18 protein-coding genes are annotated in these 22,489 nt (G+C 36.0%); 7 read left to right on the forward strand and 11 right to left on the reverse strand.

Annotated features, from left to right (window positions below; all coding sequences use genetic code 11):
- Positions 1–41 precede the first annotated feature (41 nt).
- Positions 42–401, forward strand: coding sequence for a CoA-binding protein (locus ACXR6G_RS13535; protein ID WP_458361971.1), 360 nt, complete (start codon positions 42–44; stop codon positions 399–401).
- A gap of 10 nt (positions 402–411) precedes the next feature.
- Here ACXR6G_RS13535 and ACXR6G_RS13540 read toward each other — a convergent pair whose 3' ends face one another.
- On the reverse strand, positions 412–735 hold the full coding sequence (locus tag ACXR6G_RS13540) for a thioredoxin family protein (RefSeq protein WP_458361972.1): 324 nt from the start codon (positions 733–735) through the stop codon (positions 412–414).
- A gap of 301 nt (positions 736–1,036) precedes the next feature.
- On the opposite strand from ACXR6G_RS13540, the gene ACXR6G_RS13545 reads away from it, so the two are divergent.
- Positions 1,037–2,152, forward strand: a complete 1,116-nt coding sequence (locus ACXR6G_RS13545) for a CapA family protein (RefSeq protein ID WP_458361973.1) — start codon at positions 1,037–1,039, stop codon at positions 2,150–2,152.
- Positions 2,153–2,230: 78 nt separating this feature from the next.
- On the opposite strand, the gene ACXR6G_RS13550 is transcribed toward ACXR6G_RS13545, so the two are convergent.
- The 4 genes from ACXR6G_RS13550 to ACXR6G_RS13565 all read right to left on the reverse strand — a co-directional run bounded on the left by ACXR6G_RS13550 (position 2,231) and on the right by ACXR6G_RS13565 (position 5,643).
- Complete coding sequence (locus ACXR6G_RS13550) at positions 2,231–3,070, reverse strand: zinc ribbon domain-containing protein (protein WP_458361974.1); 840 nt, start codon at positions 3,068–3,070, stop codon at positions 2,231–2,233.
- A gap of 4 nt (positions 3,071–3,074) precedes the next feature.
- The gene (locus tag ACXR6G_RS13555; RefSeq protein ID WP_458361975.1) at positions 3,075–4,169 is read right to left on the reverse strand and encodes a Nif3-like dinuclear metal center hexameric protein; all 1,095 of its coding nucleotides are present in this window, start codon (positions 4,167–4,169) and stop codon (positions 3,075–3,077) included.
- A gap of 39 nt (positions 4,170–4,208) precedes the next feature.
- Positions 4,209–4,544, reverse strand: coding sequence for a MerR family transcriptional regulator (locus ACXR6G_RS13560; RefSeq protein WP_458361976.1), 336 nt, complete (start codon positions 4,542–4,544; stop codon positions 4,209–4,211).
- A gap of 130 nt (positions 4,545–4,674) precedes the next feature.
- Positions 4,675–5,643, reverse strand: a complete 969-nt coding sequence (locus ACXR6G_RS13565) for a M23 family metallopeptidase (RefSeq protein WP_458361977.1) — start codon at positions 5,641–5,643, stop codon at positions 4,675–4,677.
- Between the two features lie 129 nt (positions 5,644–5,772).
- Between ACXR6G_RS13565 and alaS the strand changes: the two genes are divergently transcribed.
- On the forward strand, positions 5,773–8,406 hold the full coding sequence (gene alaS, locus ACXR6G_RS13570) for an alanine--tRNA ligase (RefSeq protein ID WP_458361978.1): 2,634 nt from the start codon (positions 5,773–5,775) through the stop codon (positions 8,404–8,406).
- A 127-nt stretch (positions 8,407–8,533) separates the two neighbouring features.
- On the opposite strand, the gene ccsA (ACXR6G_RS13575) is transcribed toward alaS, so the two are convergent.
- The 5 genes from ccsA (ACXR6G_RS13575) to ACXR6G_RS13595 all read right to left on the reverse strand — a co-directional run bounded on the left by ccsA (ACXR6G_RS13575) (position 8,534) and on the right by ACXR6G_RS13595 (position 14,233).
- Complete coding sequence (gene ccsA, locus ACXR6G_RS13575; protein WP_458361979.1) at positions 8,534–9,319, reverse strand: cytochrome c biogenesis protein CcsA; 786 nt, start codon at positions 9,317–9,319, stop codon at positions 8,534–8,536.
- Positions 9,320–9,393: 74 nt separating this feature from the next.
- Positions 9,394–10,620, reverse strand: a complete 1,227-nt coding sequence (locus tag ACXR6G_RS13580; RefSeq protein WP_458361980.1) for a cytochrome c biogenesis protein ResB — start codon at positions 10,618–10,620, stop codon at positions 9,394–9,396.
- A gap of 160 nt (positions 10,621–10,780) precedes the next feature.
- On the reverse strand, positions 10,781–12,292 hold the full coding sequence (gene nrfA, locus ACXR6G_RS13585) for an ammonia-forming cytochrome c nitrite reductase (protein ID WP_458361981.1): 1,512 nt from the start codon (positions 12,290–12,292) through the stop codon (positions 10,781–10,783).
- Positions 12,293–12,311: 19 nt separating this feature from the next.
- Positions 12,312–12,851: a cytochrome c nitrite reductase small subunit gene (gene nrfH / locus ACXR6G_RS13590; protein ID WP_458362059.1), complete on the reverse strand. Its 540-nt coding sequence runs from the start codon at positions 12,849–12,851 to the stop codon at positions 12,312–12,314.
- Between the two features lie 125 nt (positions 12,852–12,976).
- Positions 12,977–14,233 carry an alginate export family protein gene (locus tag ACXR6G_RS13595; protein WP_458361982.1) on the reverse strand — a complete coding sequence of 419 codons (1,257 nt, stop codon included), beginning with the start codon at positions 14,231–14,233 and terminating at the stop codon, positions 12,977–12,979.
- Positions 14,234–14,796: 563 nt separating this feature from the next.
- On the opposite strand from ACXR6G_RS13595, the gene ccsA (ACXR6G_RS13600) reads away from it, so the two are divergent.
- Complete coding sequence (gene ccsA, locus ACXR6G_RS13600) at positions 14,797–17,859, forward strand: cytochrome c biogenesis protein CcsA (RefSeq protein ID WP_458361983.1); 3,063 nt, start codon at positions 14,797–14,799, stop codon at positions 17,857–17,859.
- A 103-nt stretch (positions 17,860–17,962) separates the two neighbouring features.
- Here ccsA (ACXR6G_RS13600) and rlmB read toward each other — a convergent pair whose 3' ends face one another.
- The gene (rlmB, locus tag ACXR6G_RS13605) at positions 17,963–18,706 is read right to left on the reverse strand and encodes a 23S rRNA (guanosine(2251)-2'-O)-methyltransferase RlmB (RefSeq protein WP_458361984.1); all 744 of its coding nucleotides are present in this window, start codon (positions 18,704–18,706) and stop codon (positions 17,963–17,965) included.
- Between the two features lie 188 nt (positions 18,707–18,894).
- Between rlmB and ACXR6G_RS13610 the strand changes: the two genes are divergently transcribed.
- The 3 genes from ACXR6G_RS13610 to ACXR6G_RS13620 all read left to right on the forward strand — a co-directional run bounded on the left by ACXR6G_RS13610 (position 18,895) and on the right by ACXR6G_RS13620 (position 22,442).
- Positions 18,895–19,389 carry a hypothetical protein gene (locus ACXR6G_RS13610; protein WP_458361985.1) on the forward strand — a complete coding sequence of 165 codons (495 nt, stop codon included), beginning with the start codon at positions 18,895–18,897 and terminating at the stop codon, positions 19,387–19,389.
- A gap of 160 nt (positions 19,390–19,549) precedes the next feature.
- A complete protein-coding gene (locus tag ACXR6G_RS13615; protein WP_458361986.1) occupies positions 19,550–21,667 on the forward strand; it encodes a prolyl oligopeptidase family serine peptidase in 2,118 nt (705 codons plus the stop codon).
- 139 nt (positions 21,668–21,806) lie between these two features.
- Positions 21,807–22,442: a deoxynucleoside kinase gene (locus ACXR6G_RS13620; RefSeq protein WP_458361987.1), complete on the forward strand. Its 636-nt coding sequence runs from the start codon at positions 21,807–21,809 to the stop codon at positions 22,440–22,442.
- Positions 22,443–22,489: the final 47 nt, after the last annotated feature.

A 22,489-nucleotide genomic window follows, 5' to 3' on the forward strand; every position in this document is an offset into this window, starting at 1 on the left:
TATTCATATGGTAACAAAATATTAACCATTAAGCTTCCAAAATGAAAACAACTCTGGTTATTGGCGCAAGCACTAATGTTGAACGCTATTCAAACAAATGCATCAAGCTCTTAAAAGAGCATAAAATAAAGACTTATGCCATTGGTAATAAGGAGGGTACTGTTTACACTGTAAATATTGAAACTGGATTCCCTCATTATACTGATATTAATACAGTTGCAATTTATGTCTCAGCAAAAAATCAGGAAAGTTATTACGATTATTTAATCAGTTTAAAACCACAACGCATATTATTTCCTCCTGGAACAGAGAATCCGGAATTTGAGATAAAAGCACGTGCAAACGGTATTATTACTGAACAAGCTTGCCCTCTAGTCATGTTAAATGTGGGCACTTATTAAGTCGACTGGTTCAGAACATTAATTTATAAGGACGAGCCAAACTCTCATTTAACTCTTGTAAACTGATCGATCGGGATCTTCTTAGGAATTCTTGTCCATTTAAATAGACGATGAAACTAGGGTTCGTATAAAACCCCATCTGGGCTGCAATTTCAGGATAGACAGCTGTATCTACTTGATAAGTTTGAATTTTAGGGTAATTACCCTTCATCAAACTCATTATTTTGGGCTTTAATACTTGACAAACGCCACAATTTGGTGATGAGAAATAGATACAAAAAGAAACCTCTTGTTCTTTAAGTTTTTCAATTTCATTTAAAGATTGAATTTGCATATTATAAGTTTATATAGAAGGGAGATATGAATCTCCCTTTTACATTTAGGCTATTTTGAATAATTGTCACTTCAAAATTACAACTTTGAGGCAATTATCCTATTCCCAATATTGGTAATGGATTAAGTCAATAATAGATAAAATTGAATACTTAACTCTGTCGTTACACCTAAGTTTTTTGTCCATATATCCTAATTAGGAACACATATTATCTAATATTCGACAGTTTTAAATCTATTTCATAGAAATAATGTAGATTCACACCGTCATTATTTACAACTAAATTTTCTAAGAACTATCTATGAAACTACTTTTACTTCAGATTATTTCATTACTATTTGTGAGTCAATCAGCCCTTATAGCACAAGAGGTTATTGATACAATTCCTTTACAAAATAGTATCATTGTAATCTCAGGTACGATTCAGAAACAAGTTGACGAAAAACTAGTCAGTATTGTTGGAGTTGGAGACATCATGCTTGGAACCAATTTTCCTGACCCCAAATATCTACCTCCACAAAATGGAGATAATCTAATGAAAGGCCTTTACACATTTCTAAGTGATGCAAGCATCAGTTTTGGAAATTTAGAAGGTGCTTTTTCTGATTCTTTACCTATCACAAAAAGATGTCAGGATACAGCTAATTGCTATGCTTTTAGAAGCCCAGACTTTCTCTTTAAGCATATTGTTGATGCTGGATTCAATGTTCTAAGCATGGCTAATAACCATTCGGGTGATTTAGGTGTGCCTGGCAGATTAAATACCATAGAACAGATTGAAAAGGCTGGCTTAAGTCATGTCGGTCTATTAGAATATCCGAGTATTGTTATTGAGCGTGATGGTGTCAAATTTGGGTTTTGTGCCTTTGCTCCTATTAGAGGCACCTGCGATATTAATGATACAGAAGAAGCTGTACGCATTGTAAAATCTCTAAACAATAAATGTGATGTTACGGTTGTTTCTTTTCATGGTGGAGCTGAAGGATCGAAATACGAACATCTGACTAGAAAGCGTGAAATATTTTTGGGTGAAAATAGAGGTAATGTATATGAATTTGCAAGAAAGATGATTGATGCCGGTGCTGATGTCATCTTTGGTCATGGACCACATGTTTTAAGAGCTGTTGATTTGTACAAAGACCGTTTTATCATCTACAGCTTGGGAAATTTCTGTACGTATAGTCGTATGAAAGTTTCAGGCATTAATGGCTTAGCTCCTATTTTGAAAGTATACACCAACAAGAAAGGCGAATTTAAAAAAGCTCAAGTTATTTCGTGCAAACAAATCAAAGGTTTAGGTACACGAATCGACAAACAAAATAAAGCTGCCCTGAAATTGAAAGAATTAACTCTAAGTGATATTCCTGAAGCTAAATTGAACATTAGTAGAGAAGGTTTAATTACGCCAACAAAATAGATCGTTTTAAATTCAATAAACTAGCGTACAAAAAAGGCCGTCGAAATTCGACGGCCTTTTCTATATCTATAGTAAGAGTTACGCTTTTGTTTTGCGAGTTCTTCTTTTTGGCTTAGCTTCAGCTTCTTCAATATCAGCTTTTTCAAGGCTACTATCGTAATCTACGATGTAACGGTCAACCAAGATACGACCACAATATTCACAAACGATAATTTTCTTACGAGTACGAATATCCATCTGGCGCTGAGGTGGAATCTTATTGAAACAACCGCCACAAGCATCACGTTCTACAGTTACAACTGCAAGACCGTTACGAGCGTTACCACGAACACGAGTGTAAGCATTAATTAAACGCTCTTCGATTTTGGTTTTGTATTCAGCTGATTTTGCATTCAACTTATCTTCTTCAAGTTGAGTTTCAGAAACAATAGCATCCAATTCACTTTTCTTAGCTTCAAGATCAATTTTCTTATCAGCTAAAACAGCATCTGATTTTTCAATCTGAACTTTCTTACTAGAAACCTCTACTGTGAATTCTTTGATACGCTTCTCACATAACTCAATTTCAAGCTTTTGAAATTCAATTTCTTTAGAGATAGAATCAAATTCACGATTATTTCGAACGTTAGACTGTTGAGCCTCGTACTTTTTAATCAATAAATCAGCTTCTTTAATCTCTTGTTTCTTCTTAGTGATAGTATCACCAAGATCACTCACTTCAGTGTTAAGATTATTAATCCTGGTGTCAAGCCCCACAATTTCATCTTCCAAATCCTGAACTTCTAAAGGAAGTTCTCCTCTTAGCGTCTTAATTCTGTCAACCTCAGCATCAATACTTTGCATTTCGTACAGTGCACGCAATTTTTCTTCAACTGAAATATCCTTTAAATCTGCAGCTTTTGGATTTTGTGTTGTCATATGTTTACAAATAATTTATTGGATTTGAATTTATCTCTGAGATACGAACTGCAAAGTTAGGGAATTTTTTTGTAACTATCTCATAAAAAATCTCTCTAGTAAACTGTTCACTTTCATAATGTCCGATATCAGCAATAATTATCTTTCCTTCGGCATCGAAAAACTCATGATATTTAAAATCTCCACTTATATATATGTCAGCTTTTGATGCCATGGCTTTTCTTAGTAAGAAACTTCCACTGCCACCACAAAGTGCAACTTTTCTAATCTTATCTTTTATAATAGGCGTGTGTCGTATAGCTCCACAATGGAATAAATCTTTAAGTTTTTTCATGAACTCTAAGCTATCCATAGCCGTCTCTAATTCACCAATCATACCCAAACCAACTTGAGGGTTTTTATTGTCTAAAGAATAAATATCATAGGCAACTTCTTCGTAAGGATGAGAGCGAAAAAGAGCATTAACGACTTTTCCTTGCATGTGCTTAGGGAAAATTGTTTCAATTCTAGTTTCAGTTTCATAGTGTAACTCGCCTGGTTTGCCTACATAAGGTGTGGCAGATTCATTCGCTTTAAAAGTTCCTTCTCCTATTGAATTAAAACTACAAGATTCATAATTCCCGATTTGCCCTGCTCCCGCTTCAAACAATGATTTACGAAGCTCTTCTGCTTTATCTGATGGCACATAAGTCACCAATTTCTTCAAATCTTCGCTTACCGGATCTAGAATTTTACGATTTATTAAGCCCAACACATCACACATTTTATCACTCACACCACCTCTTACAGAATCTAAGTTGGTATGAGCTGAGTAAATTGCAATATTATTCTGAATAGCTAACATCACTGTGCGTTCCACATAGTTATTACCATTAAATCGTTTCAATCCTTTAAAAACAATTGGGTGATGTGATATAATCAGATTTAGTCCTTTTTCAATAGCTTCCTCAACAACTTCCTCAACAACGTCGAGACAGATTAATGCACCAGTCAATTCCCAATCATATCTCCCAACAATTAAACCTGCATTGTCATAGGATTCCTGATAAGATAAGGGTGCTATTTCTTCTATCGCAGCTACTATATCTTTTACTTTCAATTCTAAAAAATTTAAGGGTTCAATTCCTGATTCGGAATTCTAGATCATTTCTTTCATCTCAAGAAGAAGGGTCTTAATATCCTGAAGTCTGGTTACCACATCAAAATTATTCTGGGTATCCTCTTTATTCTCCTTTAACTTCAACTTAGCACCACTAAGGGTCATCCCTCGTTCTTTTACAAGGTGATAAATTAAATGGAAATTATCGATATCGGCCTTAGTAAAAAAACGATTACCTTTTTTGTTCTTCTTCGGCTTTATAATATTAAACTCTTTTTCCCAATATCGGATATGGGAAGTATTTACCGAAAACATTTCGGCAACTTCTCCAATGGAGTAGTAGAGTTTTTCTATTTTCGTTTCACGATATGGCACAGTAGACTCTTTTTCAAATAGTATGACAGGAGCTTAAAGTATTAAGCTTAGACCAAATTAACAAAAAAGTGGCAGGAAGTTAAATTTTCCAAGCCACTTTTTTATGTTTGCCAGTATCTTTATGGTGAAACTAATCCATTGTTTGACCAGTGTTAGCTGCAAATGCTACCATACGGTCATATTCATCTGCATTGAGGTCATTAAAATAATAATTAATTGGATTTACATGTTTACCGGATTTTCTTATTTCGTAATGCAAATGTGGTCCTGTTGATTTCCCAGTATTACCCAAGAATGCAATTACTTCACCACGTTTCACTTTTTGTCCACGCTTTACATTATATCCTTCTAAGTGAGCATACAGAGTTGTATAACCATAACCATGATCTAAAACAACTGTATTTCCATATCCCCTCTGCTTCCCTACCTTCTTAACAACTGCATCTCCTGTTGCATAAAGTGGTGTTCCTGTCTTACCTGTAAAGTCCATACCATCGTGAAATTTACGTGTTTTGTAAATTGGATGAACACGCCAGCCATAACCAGCAGAAATTCGATTAAAATCTTTGATCGCAATTGGCATAATAGCCGGGATTGCTGCTAAGAGTTTAAACTTGTTCTTAACCATCACTTCAACCGCGTCATACGATTTGGTTTGTACATATATAGACTTTGAAAGTTGATCTAGCTTTTTCGCGGTTGAGATAACAAGATCCGCATTCTTTAAATTCTCTAAATTCTCGTAACGATTAACACCACCAAAACCTGCTTTTCTGATATTGTTATGAATCGGTTCTGCTTCGAAAATGACACGGTAAATATTGTCATCTCGCTGCTCCAGATCTCCTAAAACAACCCGAGCTTTATTGAATTCGTTATTTAATCTTTCGTATTGAGAGAGTAATTCCTGGTTCTCACGTTCTAAGGAACGTTCCTTTGGTGAGCCAAAGGAATTGAAAAGAATAACCACCATAATAACTGCAAGTACCAAACTAGAAGCTATATGTTTTAAAAAGCCTAATGCTCGAGTCTTAAAGCTTACTTCAACTTCTTCGTAACTAATAGACTCAGGATTAAACTGATATTTGGTTTTTGCCATAGGTTAATATTCAATTTATTTTTTCAGAAAAACATACATTTTTCTTCACGCATGTGAGCAAAATTAAGGAAATAATCTAACTTTGCAAGCTAAGTATCAAAATCACACTGATTTAAAACATAATACAAGATGAATTCTAGCGAGATCAGACAAACTTTTTTGGATTTCTTTGAATCCAAACAACATAAAATTGAATCATCAGCAGCAATGGTGATTAAAGATGACCCGACATTAATGTTCACCAATGCTGGTATGAACCAGTTTAAGGATGTTTTTTTGGGCAACTCACCAATCAAATATAAAAGAATTACCAACTCTCAAAAATGTTTGCGAGTATCAGGAAAGCATAACGATTTGGAAGAAGTAGGTCATGACACCTATCACCATACCATGTTCGAAATGTTAGGAAACTGGTCTTTTGGCGACTACTTTAAGCAAGAAGCCATCGATTGGGCTTGGGAATTATTAGTAGATGTTTTAAAACTTCCTACGGATCGTTTATACGCCAGTGTTTTCGAAGGTAGCGAAGATGATAAGATGGAGCGTGATAACGAGGCAGCAGGCTACTGGGAGAAATACCTACCTGTAAACCACATTATCAATGGAAACAAGAAGGATAACTTCTGGGAAATGGGTGATGTCGGTCCTTGCGGTCCTTGTTCTGAAATTCATATCGACCTTAGAACCGAAGACGAAAGAAAATTAGTTGATGGTCGTGATCTTATTAATATGGATCACCCACAGGTTGTTGAAATATGGAACTTAGTGTTCATGCAATTCAACCGTAAGGCTAATGGTTCTTTAGAAGCACTACCTCATCAGCATGTTGATACAGGAATGGGATTCGAGCGTCTTTGTATGGCTATACAAAAGAAACAATCGAATTACGATACTGACGTTTTCCAGCCAATTATTCAAGCCATTGCTAAAATGTGTGGTAAGACTTATGGCGAAAACGAAGAGGTTGATATCGCTTTGCGTGTTATTGCTGACCATATCAGAACCATTTCATTTGCGATTACTGATGGTCAATTACCATCGAATAATAAAGCGGGTTACGTAATTCGTCGAATTCTTCGTCGAGCAGTACGTTATGGCTACACCTTCCTTGATTTGAAAGATCCTTTCATGTACCGATTGGTTGAAGTTCTTATCGAGGTAATGGGTAAGCATTTCCCAGAATTGATTAAGCAAAAAGATTTGATAGAGAAAGTGGTGAAAGAGGAAGAGAATTCTTTCCTAAGAACGCTTGCTAACGGTATCAAGTTACTTGATCAGATTATTGAAAAGACAAAAGCAGACGACTTTAAAGTTGTTCAAGGTAAAGTGGCATTTGAACTTTACGATACATACGGTTTCCCATTAGACTTAACTGAGTTGATTCTTAAAGAGAACGACCTGGTCGTGAATCGAAGAGAATTTAATGAGGCTATGGAAGCTCAGAAAAATCGTTCTCGTTCGGCTACAGCGATGGAAACTGGCGATTGGATTGAGATTCTGAAAGACGATACCGAAGAATTTGTTGGTTACGATTATTTATCGACTGACGTAAAAATTACACGTTACCGTAAGATGAATATCAAAGGGAAAGATTTGTTCCAATTGGTATTCAATATCACACCTTTCTATGGGGAGAGTGGTGGACAAGTTGGTGATACAGGCTATATCGAAGCCAATGGCGAGAAAATTTCTATCACAGATACAAAGAAAGAAACCGGTTTAATTATTCATATTGTTGATGAATTGCCTAGCGATGCAACTCTAACTTTTAAAGCGGTTGTAAACAAAGTGGAACGTCAATTAATTGCAAACAATCATACAGCAACTCACCTATTGCACGCTGCACTTCGTGAAGTATTGGGTGATCATGTTGAGCAAAAAGGTTCTTTGGTTAATCCTGATCATTTACGTTTCGACTTTGCTCACTTCCAAAAGTTGAGTGAAGAAGAAATTGCTAAGGTTGAAGGGATCGTGAATCAGAAGATTCGTGAAAACGCAACTTGCGAGATTAAAAATGGAATTCCTATGCAGGAAGCTGTTGATTTGGGAGCCATGGCTTTATTTGGTGAAAAATATGGAGACTTAGTTCGTGTTGTAAAACTAAATGAGTCGGTGGAACTTTGTGGTGGAACTCACGTTAAGGCAACAGGTCAGATTGGTTTGTTCAAATTTACTTCAGAAGGTGCTATTTCTGCGGGTGTTCGTCGTATCGAAGCGATTACAGCTGATAAAGCTGAAAAGTATATAAACGATAAGCTAAACACGCTTAAAGAGATTGAACGTACTTTTAAGTCGAATCAAAATCTTCTTAAAAATATTGAAGCTCTTATTTCTGAGAATTCTGAAATGAAGAAGGGTCTTGAAGCTTTCCAAAAAGATCAACTTAAGGTTGTGAAGAATGCTTTAAAATCTGAAATATCTGAAACCAAAGGTGTGAATTTCATCAGTAAAAAGATGAATGTGAAATCTGCTGGTGATATTAAGGATATTGCTTTCTCTCTAAAAGCTGAAGTTGAAAACTTGGTATTTATTGCTGGTGCTGATCTTGGTGGAAAAGCAAACTTGACTATCATATTCTCTGACAACTTAGTTAAAGAATACGATTTGAATGCTGGAGCAATTGTTCGTGAAGCTGCTAAGGAAATTAAAGGTGGTGGCGGTGGCCAGGCATTCTTTGCATCTGCAGGTGGTAAAGATCCTCAGGGTATCGATGCGGCAATCAGCAAGGCTAAGAAAATGATTCTACATAAGATTGAAGGCTAAACCAAGCTTACAATTTTAGACATATAAAAAGCGACTGCCCTTGGGTAGTCGCTTTTGTATTTATTAAGTTTTGACGCTGATTAAATATGATTGATAAAGTATTATCAAAGACCAACACAATCATTAATTAAGGTGCTTGGCTATAAGTATGAACAGAGAACTGAGCTGATGGCAGATAATTGACACCAAACCAACAGATCAACAAAATCACGAAAGCCAATGCGAGAATCCAAAGTGAGGATTTAAATACGTTTGGCATGTGGTGGCGGCGATGGATATAGACTAAGTAACCTAGCCAAGTAATAAACGCCCAAGTTTCTTTAGGATCCCAAGTCCAATAATGCCCCCAAGCTTCTTTGGCCCAAAGTGCTCCAAAAAGTAAACCTAAACTCAGAAAAGCAAAGCCCAGATAAACCAAGTTGTCAGCCATAAGCATGACTTTACGATCGAGCGTTTTGTAGTAATGTTGATACAAGCCACGAACAGCAACCAAAGAGGAGGCAGCCAAGAATGCATAGGCAAAAATATACACAACCACGTGCGGTACAAACCAAGGGCTCTGAAGAGCTGGCATTAATGTTTTAGAGAAATTTTCTGGATGCGTGTAATTAATCAGAAGGAATAATAGAGATAATCCCAAGCTATAAAAAAGCATCCAATTATAACGCCAACGCAAATAGGTTATCATGCCAATAGCAGGCAAAAAGAAAGCATACCACAAGCGTGTCTCACCCAGGGTACGTAAAGGAGGTCGTTCTAGCTTCACCCACAGAAAGGCTATAAAAACACCAATGCAAACTGTGCCAAGAATAATGAATAAACGTTTCAATAACTCCTTTTTATAAAGAATAAGAGCTAATAACCAGAATAAACTACTGCTAAGTAAGACGAGTATAAAATTGGACCAAATCATGGAATAAAAAGTAAAAGTGTGAAAATGTGAAAGAGTAAATGAGGGGTATTATTTAATAACTTATAGAAACCGATCTACTCACTGATGCTTTCTCGTCCTTTCCAGAACATATAAACGGCACCAATCATCATCATGAAGATACCAAGATAAACGTAGGGTTGCCAAGGGTCTTGGACGACTTCTAAAATCGATTTGTCTGAATAGCGTCCCATCTTATCATCATAACTCAATTGGTATATTTTCCATCCGTTTACAGTCACAGGCTTGTTTACCTCAAGGACCTCATCTCGCTTTTTACCATCAGGTGTAATAAATGTAACATCAGAAGAAAATCGCTTCGGTTCTGGTACAGTCATCACCAAAGAAAACTGATCATTGAGCTTTAAAGATTCATGAGGACGGTTGAAACTACCACAAGATATCCAACCTTTTAAAGTATCATTCTGTAGTGATACAACTTGAACCTTGGCAGCTGGTGCAGCGCCAAAATCGACTAATTTATAATAACGATCACCTGCCCTACCTGATGTGACATAGAATTCTTCCACCTCAACCTTCCAGGTTTGGATATCACAAACTAAACCTTTTTCTATCATTATCATAGATGGCTTTTGAGCCTCATACAATTCCCCGGACTCATTTTCTACAACAGCCAACTTAGGATTAAACTCATCAATTAGAAAATCCTTAAGCTTAATAGCTAATGGCATTTCATAAAATCGGTTTTGCTCGTCGTAAGAGCGCCATTCCATCTTATTTTCATACACATCCATTTTCAATCGACGTAAGTCACCAGATCCTAGACCTCCTGCAAAAATCACAATCCATAAACCCCAATGACTACATACAAAACCCCAGTTTTTCAATTTTAAAGGAAAGGTTCTTCGCAAACTCACAAGACCCAAAACCACCAATAAGGAAAGACTAGTCAGTAAAAAAGGATACGAATTGGTCATCTGATTTAAACCTAAGAGCTGAATGATTCCCGTTTTAGGACTTGGAATCTGAGGTAAAATACCCATCAGAATAACCAGAACACTTAAACTGGAAACTAAAGCAATGGTAAGTGGAATACTCGATAGGAATGCATGAATCTTTGTCTTCCTGAAAAGGAAATGAGAAAGAACTAATAGCGTAAAAAAACTCGCTCCTAAAATAAGGTTTAAAGGAAAGACAAGAGTCGATTGTGTTTTGGGTAATATAAATTCCAGTATGAATCCAACACTTAAAATACCAAATGAAATAATGAAGCTTTCAGCATATCCCCAGGGTTGCTGCCAGATGGGTTTCTTAATTGACATATAGCGTGTGTAATTAGGCTTAGTAAGGTTCTTAACAATTATTATTGTGATGTTTTATTCTCACATAATAAAAGACTTGAAAGTACGAATAATAATCTAAAGCATAAAAAAAATGCCACCCTAAATGGGTAGCATTTTTTGAATAAATATCTATCTAAGATTATTTCTTAACCTGATAACCACTTTCACGTTTGTCAGCTTTCTTTCTCCACTCAGGAAGTACAGTTTTCTTAAACTCTTCTTTTTCTTTCTTCAATTTATCAACATCCAAACCAATAAATTTCTGAGCTTTCGCTTTAGTTGCGATATCTGGGTAAGCAACCTCTTCGTTGAAACCTTTACTAGCAAAAATACGAGCTAACTGCAATCTTGCCTCTTGAGCACGAACGATACCCGTTGATACGACACGGCTAATTTCAGTTGGTGCATGGAAAGATCCACCATGAGAAGCAGCTGCATAATCCCAACGCCATTGTGCGTGACGAATCATCATTAGTACAGGCTTCATCGTTGCTTCATCAGCTCCTAAATCCCAAGCCTTCTTAGCTTCAACGTGAGCACGAACAAGAAGTTCTTCAAGTTTATCGCGATTTTCGATAATTTGATCCTGACGCGTATAAACATTCTTTATCAATTTCTCAGTTTCCTCGCGGTGACAAACTTGACATGAGTTAGCAATATTATTCAAAGGAGACTGGATATGGTGATCCGTAAATTTCTGTCCACCTTCTGATTTGTATGGCATATGACAGTCAGCACAAGAAACACCACGATCAGCGTGAATACCTTTTAGGTAAACTTCGTAACCAGGATGCTGAGCTTTCAACATAGGCGCTTTACTCAACTTATGAGTCCAATCTTTAAACTCAATCTCATCGTAATATTCTTCCATTGACTCTACGTCCATTCCTTTATCCCAAGGTAAAGTTAGGTAGTTAGCACCTTCTACTCTTTTCTTATCGAAATAGTACTCAACGTGACATTGTGCACAAACTAAAGAACGCATCTCCTGATGAGTTGCATCTTCGATGTTTTTTCCTTGACGCTGGAAAGCTTCAATTAAAGCAGGACGAGTAACTCTCAAACTCATTGTTTCAGAATCGTGACAGTCACCACAACCAATAGGGTTAACCACTTCATGACCTTTTCCAGCCCATTTACCTTTATAGAACTCGGCAACTCCAATTTCGTTCATCAATCGAGGTACATCAGGACCTTTACATGTCCAACAGGTTGCTGGCATAGGACCATCTGTTGCTTTCTTTGGTGCACCAGTACGAAGAGAATTCTGTAAATCCTCAATTGCATAATAGTGACCACGACCTTGATTATAGTCTTTTGAGAAACCATAACCTGCCCAAAGCACAACCAAACGAGGGTCAACTTCCAACATATCGATCACTGCATTACCATTGTACTTGCTGTTAAAGCTAGTATCGGCAGTATTGTAATAAGTTTCAAATTCGCGAGGAAAGTTTTCACCCCAAACCTCGTTGCGAGGCTCCCACTGGTCATACGTAACCTGTGGTGTATAAGCAAAAACAGATTCAGCTCTTCTTTCCATAATGGAAGATGCTAAAATCCCCAACAAGACAACAACAATTAGAGAAGCTAAGAAAATAAGCCACCCCAATAAGGGTTTTCTATTTACTGATTCGTTAATAGGCTTCATAGTTTATTTTATTTAAGTTTTATTTGGTATCAGTTTCTTTTAAATAATCTTTCATCCAATCTGGAATTGGACTTGAAGGTACAGGTACACGTGCGTTTGGAACACTCGAAAGGCTATTAACCCTTCCGTGGGGTACTTCTCTGTGACAATCCCAGCACACTCTACCCTGCGTATTATGGGTGTGTTGTGGAACTTGTGTTGCCAGTTTGGGATCAGTCAGTGTTTGACTGTGACAGCGAATACAGTTATTATGAACCACTTCGCGTCCTTCTTCCAAAATAAAGATGACTTCCGGTTCCATTCTTAAAGCAAACATCGTTGCATGTCTTAAACCGTCTTTTGCCTTAAAAAAGTACTTGTTGAACACATTATTGTGTGGTACATGGCAATCGTTACATGTGGCAACTTCGCGGTGCGAACTATGTTGATAGGTCGCATACTGAGGTGCCATTACGTGACAGTTGACACAAGTTTTAGGATCATCAGAAAGGTAAGAAAGTGCCTTTGATAAATAAAGCACGTGAATTCCTAATCCGACAAAAGCACCCAAGACAATCATCACCGGAAATCTCCATTTTGGTGGAGGGGTTAATAATTTGAATAGTTTTACCATTGGCTCTTAGATTGAATGTGACTGAATATTTCTGATCCTTGACAAATGCCAAAGATCAAAAACATCAGGTATTATTTTAGAAAATTAGGTTTGAACACTAACATCATCCATCCCCAACAAGCTGCTTTTTCAGCGTCATTAACACCTTTAAGAACTTCCATTGAGTCTGAAGCAAACATTTGTGAATATCCCATTTTAAATGTTACTGACTTAGAATACTTGTATCCGAATGACAAGTCTAGTTCTGTTCCTAGGTAATTATCTTGCTTCTCTCCTGCTGCAAATAAATCAGCCTGTGTAGCAAAACGGTGAAGTGTTGCTCCAAAAGAAATTTTATCCTTAGAATAAGAACCTCCAATAAAAGCATCAACTAAACCAACATTACTTGTGTGGTTACCCACATAGAAGTAGTCCATATGACCATTAAATTTATGATTGGTTCCAAAAAGAGGTGTAAAAGATTTGTTATCAAAATTTGCATTTTGCTCATTAGAATCTGTTCCTGACTGAATCTCAAAACCAATATTCCCTTTAAAGTTTGAACTCAAAGCGTAGTTAGCTCCTAAAGAAACTAAGTAAGCACTTAAATCACGATCAGCGGCATCTTTCCCCATTTGAAGATAAGCAGAACCCGTTAAGCCAAACTTGTCTTTTTTGTGATTCATATGTGCTCCCAAAGTCTGACTGTAATAGGTTTTTAAATCATCACCATCTTGTCTTTGCAAGCCATTATTCAAGAACAATAAGCTGAAATTGAAATTATCGTATTTACGATTGTACCATGCAAATTGCATGCTCTTGTATGAGGTTGTATACAATTGATCTTTTAAACCTTCCATATCATTATTGTATGCCAAACCGATATGTAATTGACCTTTATCATCCGTTTTGAATTTCAATAATGCCAAGTCATGACTTCTCGCCTGTTGAGCCCAACCTACATTACCTAAAATTCTAGAATCATCATAAACTAATTCCTGACGACCAACTTTTAATGAGAAATTCTCAGTAAAAAGTAATTCTCCCCAAGCTTCGTGCAACATCAACTGATTCTTATCAGACATATTCAATTGCTTCACGTCTCCCCATGTTCTCACATCTTGAAGAGACAAACCAACTTTAAATTTAGCGTCTGTATAGTTTAAGTTTAAGCGAGTACGCTGAGAAGTGAATAATGCAGCATCATCTTCAGAATTAAACAAAGTTTTTAAACCATTGCGATACTCTGTACGTGGTCGCATTTCTCCAGTAAATTTCAACTGTGCCATTATTGTATTAGGCAATAGAGCTCCAATAAGGACTACAAGTAAAAGCAGTAATTTTTTCATTTGATTATGATTTAGTTTTTAGTTTAACAACTGAAGATTCAACACGACATAATACAACTGGGTAGGTCGTATAAGGTTGAAAATTCAAATAATTTCATCATCAAATCATCGTTTCAATTGAGAATTATAGCTTGAATAAAAACCTCATTCATTTTCAAAACTTTGATTTCTCATTAAAAAATGAAATTCAACAAACTGAGACTCAAGTTTGTAATATTTTTTAACATTTACAATATTACTGAGTATAAAGAAGTTTTTCAATAATAAAAGACTATTTAAACTTATTATATCTAAATATTAATATCTCTTTATCTTTTTCTCACGTTGATTATCAATCGTTTCTAAAAGAATAACTCACATTCAGCGCTTAATAATTCATTTCCATTCTTAATAACCCTCATAAAGTCTTAGGAACTAGATATTCTAAACTAGATCTTTTTTACTCGAATTATCGTTTCCATATGGTTTAATTTACATGGAAAATCCTATCTTCAAGTCGTAAATTTAAAAAGACATTTTCATCCTCAATAAGCCTAATAGGTTCTTATTACACTTACAACTATATGAAAAAACTACTCAACTTCCTCTTCTCCATGCAGATGATGGGCACATTAATAGCCGTTTTTGCGATTTCTATTGGTGCAGCCACATTTATTGAAAATGATTTTGGCACTCAAGCCGCAAAAGCTGTTGTTTATAATGCAACTTGGTTTGAGATATTACTGTTTTTAATAACGGTAAACCTTGTAGCTAATATCAATAGATACAAACTCTACAAAAAAGAAAAATGGGCTATGGGACTTTTCCATGTTTCATTCATCGTTATTCTTATTGGTTCAGGTATTACACGATATGTGGGCTACGAAGGCAGTATGCATATTAGAGAAGGAAAAGCGACAAGTCAAATTACCAGTACCGATAGCTATGTAGATATAAAAGTTGAAGAGAATGGTAAAATAACAGAGGAGTCAATAAAACTCAATATGAGTGCATTGAGCAATATTAGTCTTAATGAAAAATTATCGCTTAATGAGAAGGACATTAAAGTCAGTCTTAAGCATTACATTCCAAACGCATCAACTAGCCTGATTGAAGAAGCTGGAGGTATTCCTGTGATTACTTTTGCAGCAACAAGTGAGAATCAAATGCAAGGCATGCAAACTTTCAGTCTTGATTACAACAGTAATAAAGTTCTTGGTGAAAATCTATTCTCATTTGGCAAAAAAGAAACAGAACTCGCAACCAATTTCTCTTATACAGATAGTTTGAGAATGAAGAGCCCCTACCCAATTAAGGAATTAAATATGATGGGTGGCGAAGGCGTTCAATTAGAAAGCAATATGTGGCATGCTATTGGTCCAAGAAAACTTTATGAGATTAATGGTATTCGTTTGATCATTAAAAATTTCTATCCTTCTGCAAAATACAAGTATGTAAATACACAGGATAAAAAAGCACCAACGGTTTTAGTTTTCGATGTTAAAAGTGGAGAGCAAGAAAAAGAATTGATCGTAAAAGGATTTAAAGACTATATCGGGACGCCTGAAACAACTCAAGTTAATGGCTTAGATATTACGGTATCTTATGGCTCAAAATATTTGAATTTACCTTTCTTTATTAAGCTAAACGATTTTCAGCTGGAACGCTATCCTGGTTCTATGAGCCCCTCTTCATTTGCAAGTGAAGTAACCTTGATTGATACCTTAAGCTCCATCAAAAAAGATTATCGTATCTATATGAATAACATTTTAAAACATCAGGGCTTCCGATTTTATCAATCGTCATACGACACAGATGAAGGAGGAACTATTCTGTCAGTTAATCATGACCAGTGGGGAATGATGGTAACCTACTTTGGCTATTTCTTAATGATTGTTGGTATGGTTTGGTCATTAATCGCGTCTGGAACTCGTTTTAAAACTTTGAGTCAGATGAAAAGTAAAAGTTTGAAAACAATTCTTGTTCTAATTCTAGCCTTGGGAGGTAGTGTAACAACTTACGCTCAAAATGGAAAAAGAATCGAAGTGCCCTTGGAACAAGCAAAAAGTTTTGGAGAGCTGGTTGTTCAAGACAAAACAGGTCGATTTGAACCGATCAATACATTAGCTAGTGAGGTTATTCGTAAGATCAGTAAAAAGAGTAGTATTGATGGTCTTAATGCTGATCAAGTATTCCTGAGTATGATTATCGATCCTCAGAACTGGGAAGAAACACCACTTATTAAGGTTAGCAACCCAGACTTAATTCGAGAGATTGGAGCAAGTGGTAAATATGCAAGCTTTTCTAATTTCCTTGACGAAAGAGGGCAATACAAGCTTGGGAAAAAGGTTCAGGATGCTTATTCACGTAAGCCTTCTAATCGTACTGCTTACGACAAAGAAATTATCTCAGTTGACGAAAGAGTAAATATTAGCTATATGGTATTTACGGGTGAGTTTCTAAAACTATTCCCCGATCCTAAAGATAAAAACCATGCTTGGTATCATCCAAAGGAGTCTATTCATGTACAAGGTGAAGATTCATTGTTCATTAAGAAGTCGATATTAATGCTTAGTCAGGCTCTTAAAGCCCATGATTATGACTCTTCTGATATGTATATCAAGGGTATCAAAAAATATCAGAATGCCTATGGTAAAGAAGTGATGCCATCAGAAACAAAGATTAAAACGGAGATTCTTTACAATAATATCAACATCTTCAAAAAGCTATTCCCTTACTACCTTCTTATTGGTTTCATTCTAATTATTGCATTAGTGGCTAAAATCATTACGCCAAAAATGTCAATCAAGTGGTTATTCCGCATTGCATTTGTCATTCTAAGTGTTGCCTTTTTAATGCACACAATTGGTTTAGGTGCTCGTTGGTATATTGCTGGCCGTGCACCCTGGAGTAATGGATTTGAATCGATGACTTATGTGGCTTGGGCTTGTCTTCTTGCCGGTTTCCTATTTACTCGTAAATCGAAATTTGCTCTGGCTGCAACATCAATATTGGCTGGTCTAACTTTATTTGTTGCCCACCTATCATGGATGAGTCCTGAAATAACCAACTTGGTTCCTGTTTTGAAATCGTACTGGTTAACCATTCATGTTGCCATTATTACTGGTAGCTATGGCTTCCTTGCTTTAGCTACTATTCTTGGTATGATAAGCCTCTTATTAATAGTTTTGAAAAACAAAAAGAATGAAATTAGAATTGATACAACGGTAATTGAGTTAAGCAGAATTAGCGAAATGACAATGATTATTGGTTTATATAGTCTAACTATTGGAACAATTCTAGGCGGTATCTGGGCCAATGAGTCTTGGGGACGTTATTGGGGCTGGGACCCAAAAGAAACTTGGGCTTTAGTTAGTGTATTAGTCTATAGCTTTGTTCTTCATATGCGCTACATTCCGGGTTTAAAATCAATCTTCACCTTTAATCTTGCATCTGTATGGGCCTACAGTTCCATTCTTATGACCTACTTTGGAGTTAACTTTTACCTTGCAGGTCTTCACTCCTACGCCAAAGGTGATCCGGTTCCTATTCCATCTTGGGTGTATTACACGGTTGGAATACTTATAGTATTGAGTGTAACGGCTTATTACAACTATAGGAAATATGATACGAAGGAGGTCGAGTAGTCTCCTTATTCAAAATAAATTCAGGCATAAAAAAAGTCATTCGATTTAATATCGAATGACTTTTTTATTGGAATATTTTTATTTGGTCAGCTAAGCTAACGACTTACAAATTTCTTTGTCTAACAGCCTCATAAATCATTAATGAAGAAGCAACAGATACATTTAATGATTCAATAGATCCTAAAATTGGAATCTTTACTTGCTCATCAGCAAGACGTAATAAACCATCTTCAATACCCACATCCTCAGATCCCATAATGATTGCGGTTGCTAAAGTCAAGTCAGCTTCAGTATACATCTTATCACCCTTCTCAGTAGCTGCAACAATACGAATACCTTCTTGCTTAAAAGTACGAACTAAAGTCTTAAGGTTTTGTACACGACAAACAGGAATATTGTATAAGGCACCAGCGGATGTTTTAATCGCATCTGGAGTTACCTTAGCCGAATTCTTGAAAGGAATCACGATAGCCTGTACACCTGCACATTCAGCAGAACGAGCAATAGCCCCAAAGTTTCTAACATCTGTAATCTGATCCAAAACCAAGATTAAAGGAATTTTCCCTCCAACCATAATCTCTGGCAATACATCTTCAATTTCTTGATAAGCAATTGGAGCAATTATAGCAATAACACCTTGATTATTTCTTTGATCTAGTGCATCGATTTTTTCTTTTGGAACAAATTGATATTGCACATCTTTTGTGCGAACCAATTCGAAAAACTCATTGTACAATGGTCCAGCAAGACCGTTACGAATCAATACTTTCTCAATTTCTTTTTCACTATTTATCGCTTCCATTGTTGCTCTAATCCCGAACAACATTTCTTGTCTTTGCTTTGCCATTTGTCTACTTATTATTCTATTTTTTCTGAATGCACAAAGGTAGTAGGTAAATCCCAATCATACAACTAAGTAAATACATATCACTAAAATCATTATAATGATATATATAAATGACTTATCTCCATGTGAGAAACTTGTAAGTATTTCTCTCTTTATTTCATTAAATTTGTACAAAATATTTTTATTCTATGCAAAACTCTTGGCTCAATAGCATCAATACTAACATTGACAATCAAATTGAAGATCATATCTCTATAAAGGATTATCGCTTCTATCAAATTGAAAAACTTAAGCGTATAGCTGCATTGCAAGATAAAGACAAGAACAAAAATTGTCTGAACTGCAAACATGGTAAGAAAGAACTTGAGAAAATTGTGAATGAACTGGATCGCCTAATCAATAAATCGGGTGTCGATCGCAGTGAGTACGAAAAAAGAGTTGAGAAACTTATTAAACATCTTAAAGACGAGCATCAAATATACCAAGCGCATCATTTCACTTACACGTATTCTGGTATCTTTACCCTAGTTGGCGTTGCCTTTGGTCTACTTTTAAGCTATGGCCTTTTCTACAGCTTCAATCCCCACATCTTTTTCATGTGTGCTGGAGTAGGAATGATAGTTGGGAATCTCCTTGGAGCTAAAAAAGACAAGCATCAGGCACGAACGGGGAAGCAACTTTAAAAGCCTAACAGACAGAGCTTCCTTTCTCATAGACCAACATAAGAATTGACTTATTAGATTTATATTTCTTAATTTAGACAAATACTTTTCATTCAGATAAATCATCTGGATAGTAAACTGATGTCACTTAAGTTCTACTTCTAATCATTAAGCTCAAGTCATGAAAAAACTAATTTTGCCATTATTTTGCTTTTCGATAATGGTTTCCTGTTCCAACGAAAGAACAAAAATGAACTACCCCATTTCAAAGAAAGTTGACAGCACAGATCTTTATTTCAAAACCACAGTTGCCGATCCGTACAGATGGTTAGAAGACGATAATTCTGAAGAAACCAAAGCTTGGGTTATTGAGCAAAATAAAGTAACAGACCAATTTCTTAATGCGATTCCTTTCAAAGCAAAGATTAAAGAACGCCTAACCGAAGTTTGGAACTACCCTAAGGTTGGTGTTCCCTTTAAAAAGGGCGATTTGTATTTCCATTATCGAAACGATGGTTTACAAAACCAATCGGTCTTATACGTCCAATCAAAACTTGACGAGGAGCCCCGTGTACTTCTCAATCCGAATCAATTATCCGAAGATGGAACAGTTGCTCTTGCAGGCATATCTGTTTCCAGCGATAGCAAATACCTGGCCTATTTAATTGCTCGATCAGGATCGGATTGGAACGAAGTGTATATTAAAGACATTGCTACAGGTGAAGATATCAGTGACCATTTGATGTGGATTAAATTCTCAGGTGTTTCCTGGTATAAAGATGGTTTCTACTATGCGGCATACGATGCACCAAAAGTAGGTACTGAACTGTCCAACTCTAATGAATACCATAAAGTCTATTATCACAGGTTAGGTAATAAGCAATCTGAAGATGAGTTGGTCTATCAGGATTCTAAATTCCCAAAACGACTATACGGTGCTTCAGTTACCGATGACGAAAAATATTTAATTCTTTCAGCCATGTCTGCATCACATGGGAACGCACTTTATTTTAAGGAACTTGACAAAAAAGGAGCCGATTTTAAATTGATTACCGACGAATTAACATTCGATCACAATATTATTGATGATATCAATGGTAGCCTATTGATGTACACTAATAACGGTTCTCCAAAATACCGCTTGGTATCTGTCGATGTTAAGAATCCATCAAAAGAGAATTGGAAAGACATCATTCCTGAAAAAGAGAATGTTTTGAGTGGTGTAAAACTTGCTGGTGGTAAAATTGTAGCCACTTACATGCAAGATGCTTATTCAAAAATCGAAATTTTAAACTTAGATGGTAGTTTCGATTCTGATTTTGAATTACCAGGAATTGGTACAGCAGGAAGTTTTTCTGGTAAGAAAGATGAGAAAGACGCATTTTACAGCTTCGAATCATTCACATCACCAGAAATTGCCTACAAGTATAATTTCGAAACAAAGAAATCAGAAATATTTTATCAACCTAAGATCAACTTCAATCCTGAAGATTTTATTACCGAACAGAAATTCTATACAAGTAAGGATGGCACTCAAGTTCCTATGTTTATTATCTACAAAAAAGGAACACAATTGGATGGCAAGAACCCTTGTTTATTATATGGCTATGGCGGGTTTAATGTTAGTTTAACACCCTACTTCACCCCTCGCCGTTTAGTCTGGTTAGAAAATGGTGGCGTCTACGTTGTTGCCAACCTACGAGGTGGCGGTGAATATGGCGAAGATTGGCATCAGGCTGGTACAAAAATGAAGAAGCAAAATGTATTCGACGATTGTATTTCAGCAGCTGAATACCTAATCGAGAATAAATACACCAATGCTAATAAGTTAGCCTTAAAAGGTGGCTCAAACGGAGGTTTATTAGTTGGTGCTGTTATCAATCAACGTCCCGATCTTTTCAAGGTCGCTATTCCTGAAGTGGGGGTTATGGATATGCTACGCTACCATAAATTCACGATCGGTTGGGCTTGGGCCGGCGATTACGGAACCAGTGAGGATAACGCTGAGATGTTTAATTATCTCTATAAATACTCGCCTATTCACAATATTGAGAATAAAGCCTATCCTGCTGTAATGGTTACAACGGCAGATCATGATGACAGAGTGGTACCCGCTCATTCATTCAAATATATGGCCACGCTACAAGAAAAATATAAAGGAAATAAACCTGTTCTTATAAGAATTGAATCGAATGCAGGTCATGGTGCTGGTATGCCAACATCAAAGCAAATTGAAGAATATGCAGATATTTGGTCATTCATCTTTTATAACATGGATATAAGCCCTGACATAAAATAACTTAAGGTATATCGACTAGAATTTACAGGAGTAGTCATTATTTTTTTTTATCAACAATGGCTACTCTTATTTTTAAAAAGGCCTATTATTTAAACTGCATTTTATATTTTTACGCATCCAAATCAGAAATACATATTTAATGGATTATAATTTTATCGTCATCGAAGGAAATATAGGTGCCGGAAAAACCTCTTTATCAAACAAAATTGCCTCAGAATTCAACGCAAAACTTATTCTGGAACAGTTTGCAGAGAACCCTTTCCTACCCAAGTTTTATGAGGAACCTGAGAAATACTCATTCCCTCTTGAAATGTCATTCTTAGCCGATAGATACAATCAATTAAAAAATGAACTGAGTGAGCAAGATTTATTTAAATCGTTCACCATTGCTGATTACTACTTTATGAAGTCTTTGATTTTCTCTAAACAAACACTTCAGGATGACGAATATAAACTATACAGTCAGTTTTTTCATATCATCTACAACTCCTTACCAAAGCCAGATCTATATGTCTATTTACATTCTGATGTGGACAAGTTATTGGCGAATATAAAGAAAAGAGGTCGAGGTTACGAGCAAGAAATCACAGCTGATTACCTTTTGAAAATTCAGAACTCTTATTTTTCTTTCTTCAAGCAACAACAAGATCTGAATTTCCTCGTTATTGACACGAATAACATCGATTTTATGGGAGATAAGTCTGACTATTCGAAAATCTGTGATGCGATCTTTAATACCAAACACAATAAAGGTCTCAATAGAGTCATAATCTAATAGATAAGTATTCAAACATTAATCAAAATTGAATCTTTTGGTTAATA

The organism is Ancylomarina sp. YFZ004 (assembly GCF_054254355.1).

Coding starts and splice junctions, on each gene's coding strand:
- ACXR6G_RS13535 (WP_458361971.1), top strand. CDS start 42: ATGAAAACAACTCTGGTTATTGGCGCAAGCACTAATGTTGAACGCTAT.
- ACXR6G_RS13540 (WP_458361972.1), bottom strand. CDS start 735: ATGCAAATTCAATCTTTAAATGAAATTGAAAAACTTAAAGAACAAGAG.
- ACXR6G_RS13545 (WP_458361973.1), top strand. CDS start 1,037: ATGAAACTACTTTTACTTCAGATTATTTCATTACTATTTGTGAGTCAA.
- ACXR6G_RS13550 (WP_458361974.1), bottom strand. CDS start 3,070: ATGACAACACAAAATCCAAAAGCTGCAGATTTAAAGGATATTTCAGTT.
- ACXR6G_RS13565 (WP_458361977.1), bottom strand. CDS start 5,643: ATGGCAAAAACCAAATATCAGTTTAATCCTGAGTCTATTAGTTACGAA.
- alaS (WP_458361978.1), top strand. CDS start 5,773: ATGAATTCTAGCGAGATCAGACAAACTTTTTTGGATTTCTTTGAATCC.
- ccsA (WP_458361979.1), bottom strand. CDS start 9,319: ATGATTTGGTCCAATTTTATACTCGTCTTACTTAGCAGTAGTTTATTC.
- ACXR6G_RS13580 (WP_458361980.1), bottom strand. CDS start 10,620: ATGTCAATTAAGAAACCCATCTGGCAGCAACCCTGGGGATATGCTGAA.
- nrfA (WP_458361981.1), bottom strand. CDS start 12,292: ATGAAGCCTATTAACGAATCAGTAAATAGAAAACCCTTATTGGGGTGG.
- nrfH (WP_458362059.1), bottom strand. CDS start 12,851: ATGATTGTCTTGGGTGCTTTTGTCGGATTAGGAATTCACGTGCTTTAT.
- ACXR6G_RS13595 (WP_458361982.1), bottom strand. CDS start 14,233: ATGAAAAAATTACTGCTTTTACTTGTAGTCCTTATTGGAGCTCTATTG.
- ccsA (WP_458361983.1), top strand. CDS start 14,797: ATGAAAAAACTACTCAACTTCCTCTTCTCCATGCAGATGATGGGCACA.
- rlmB (WP_458361984.1), bottom strand. CDS start 18,706: ATGGCAAAGCAAAGACAAGAAATGTTGTTCGGGATTAGAGCAACAATG.
- ACXR6G_RS13610 (WP_458361985.1), top strand. CDS start 18,895: ATGCAAAACTCTTGGCTCAATAGCATCAATACTAACATTGACAATCAA.
- ACXR6G_RS13615 (WP_458361986.1), top strand. CDS start 19,550: ATGAAAAAACTAATTTTGCCATTATTTTGCTTTTCGATAATGGTTTCC.
- ACXR6G_RS13620 (WP_458361987.1), top strand. CDS start 21,807: ATGGATTATAATTTTATCGTCATCGAAGGAAATATAGGTGCCGGAAAA.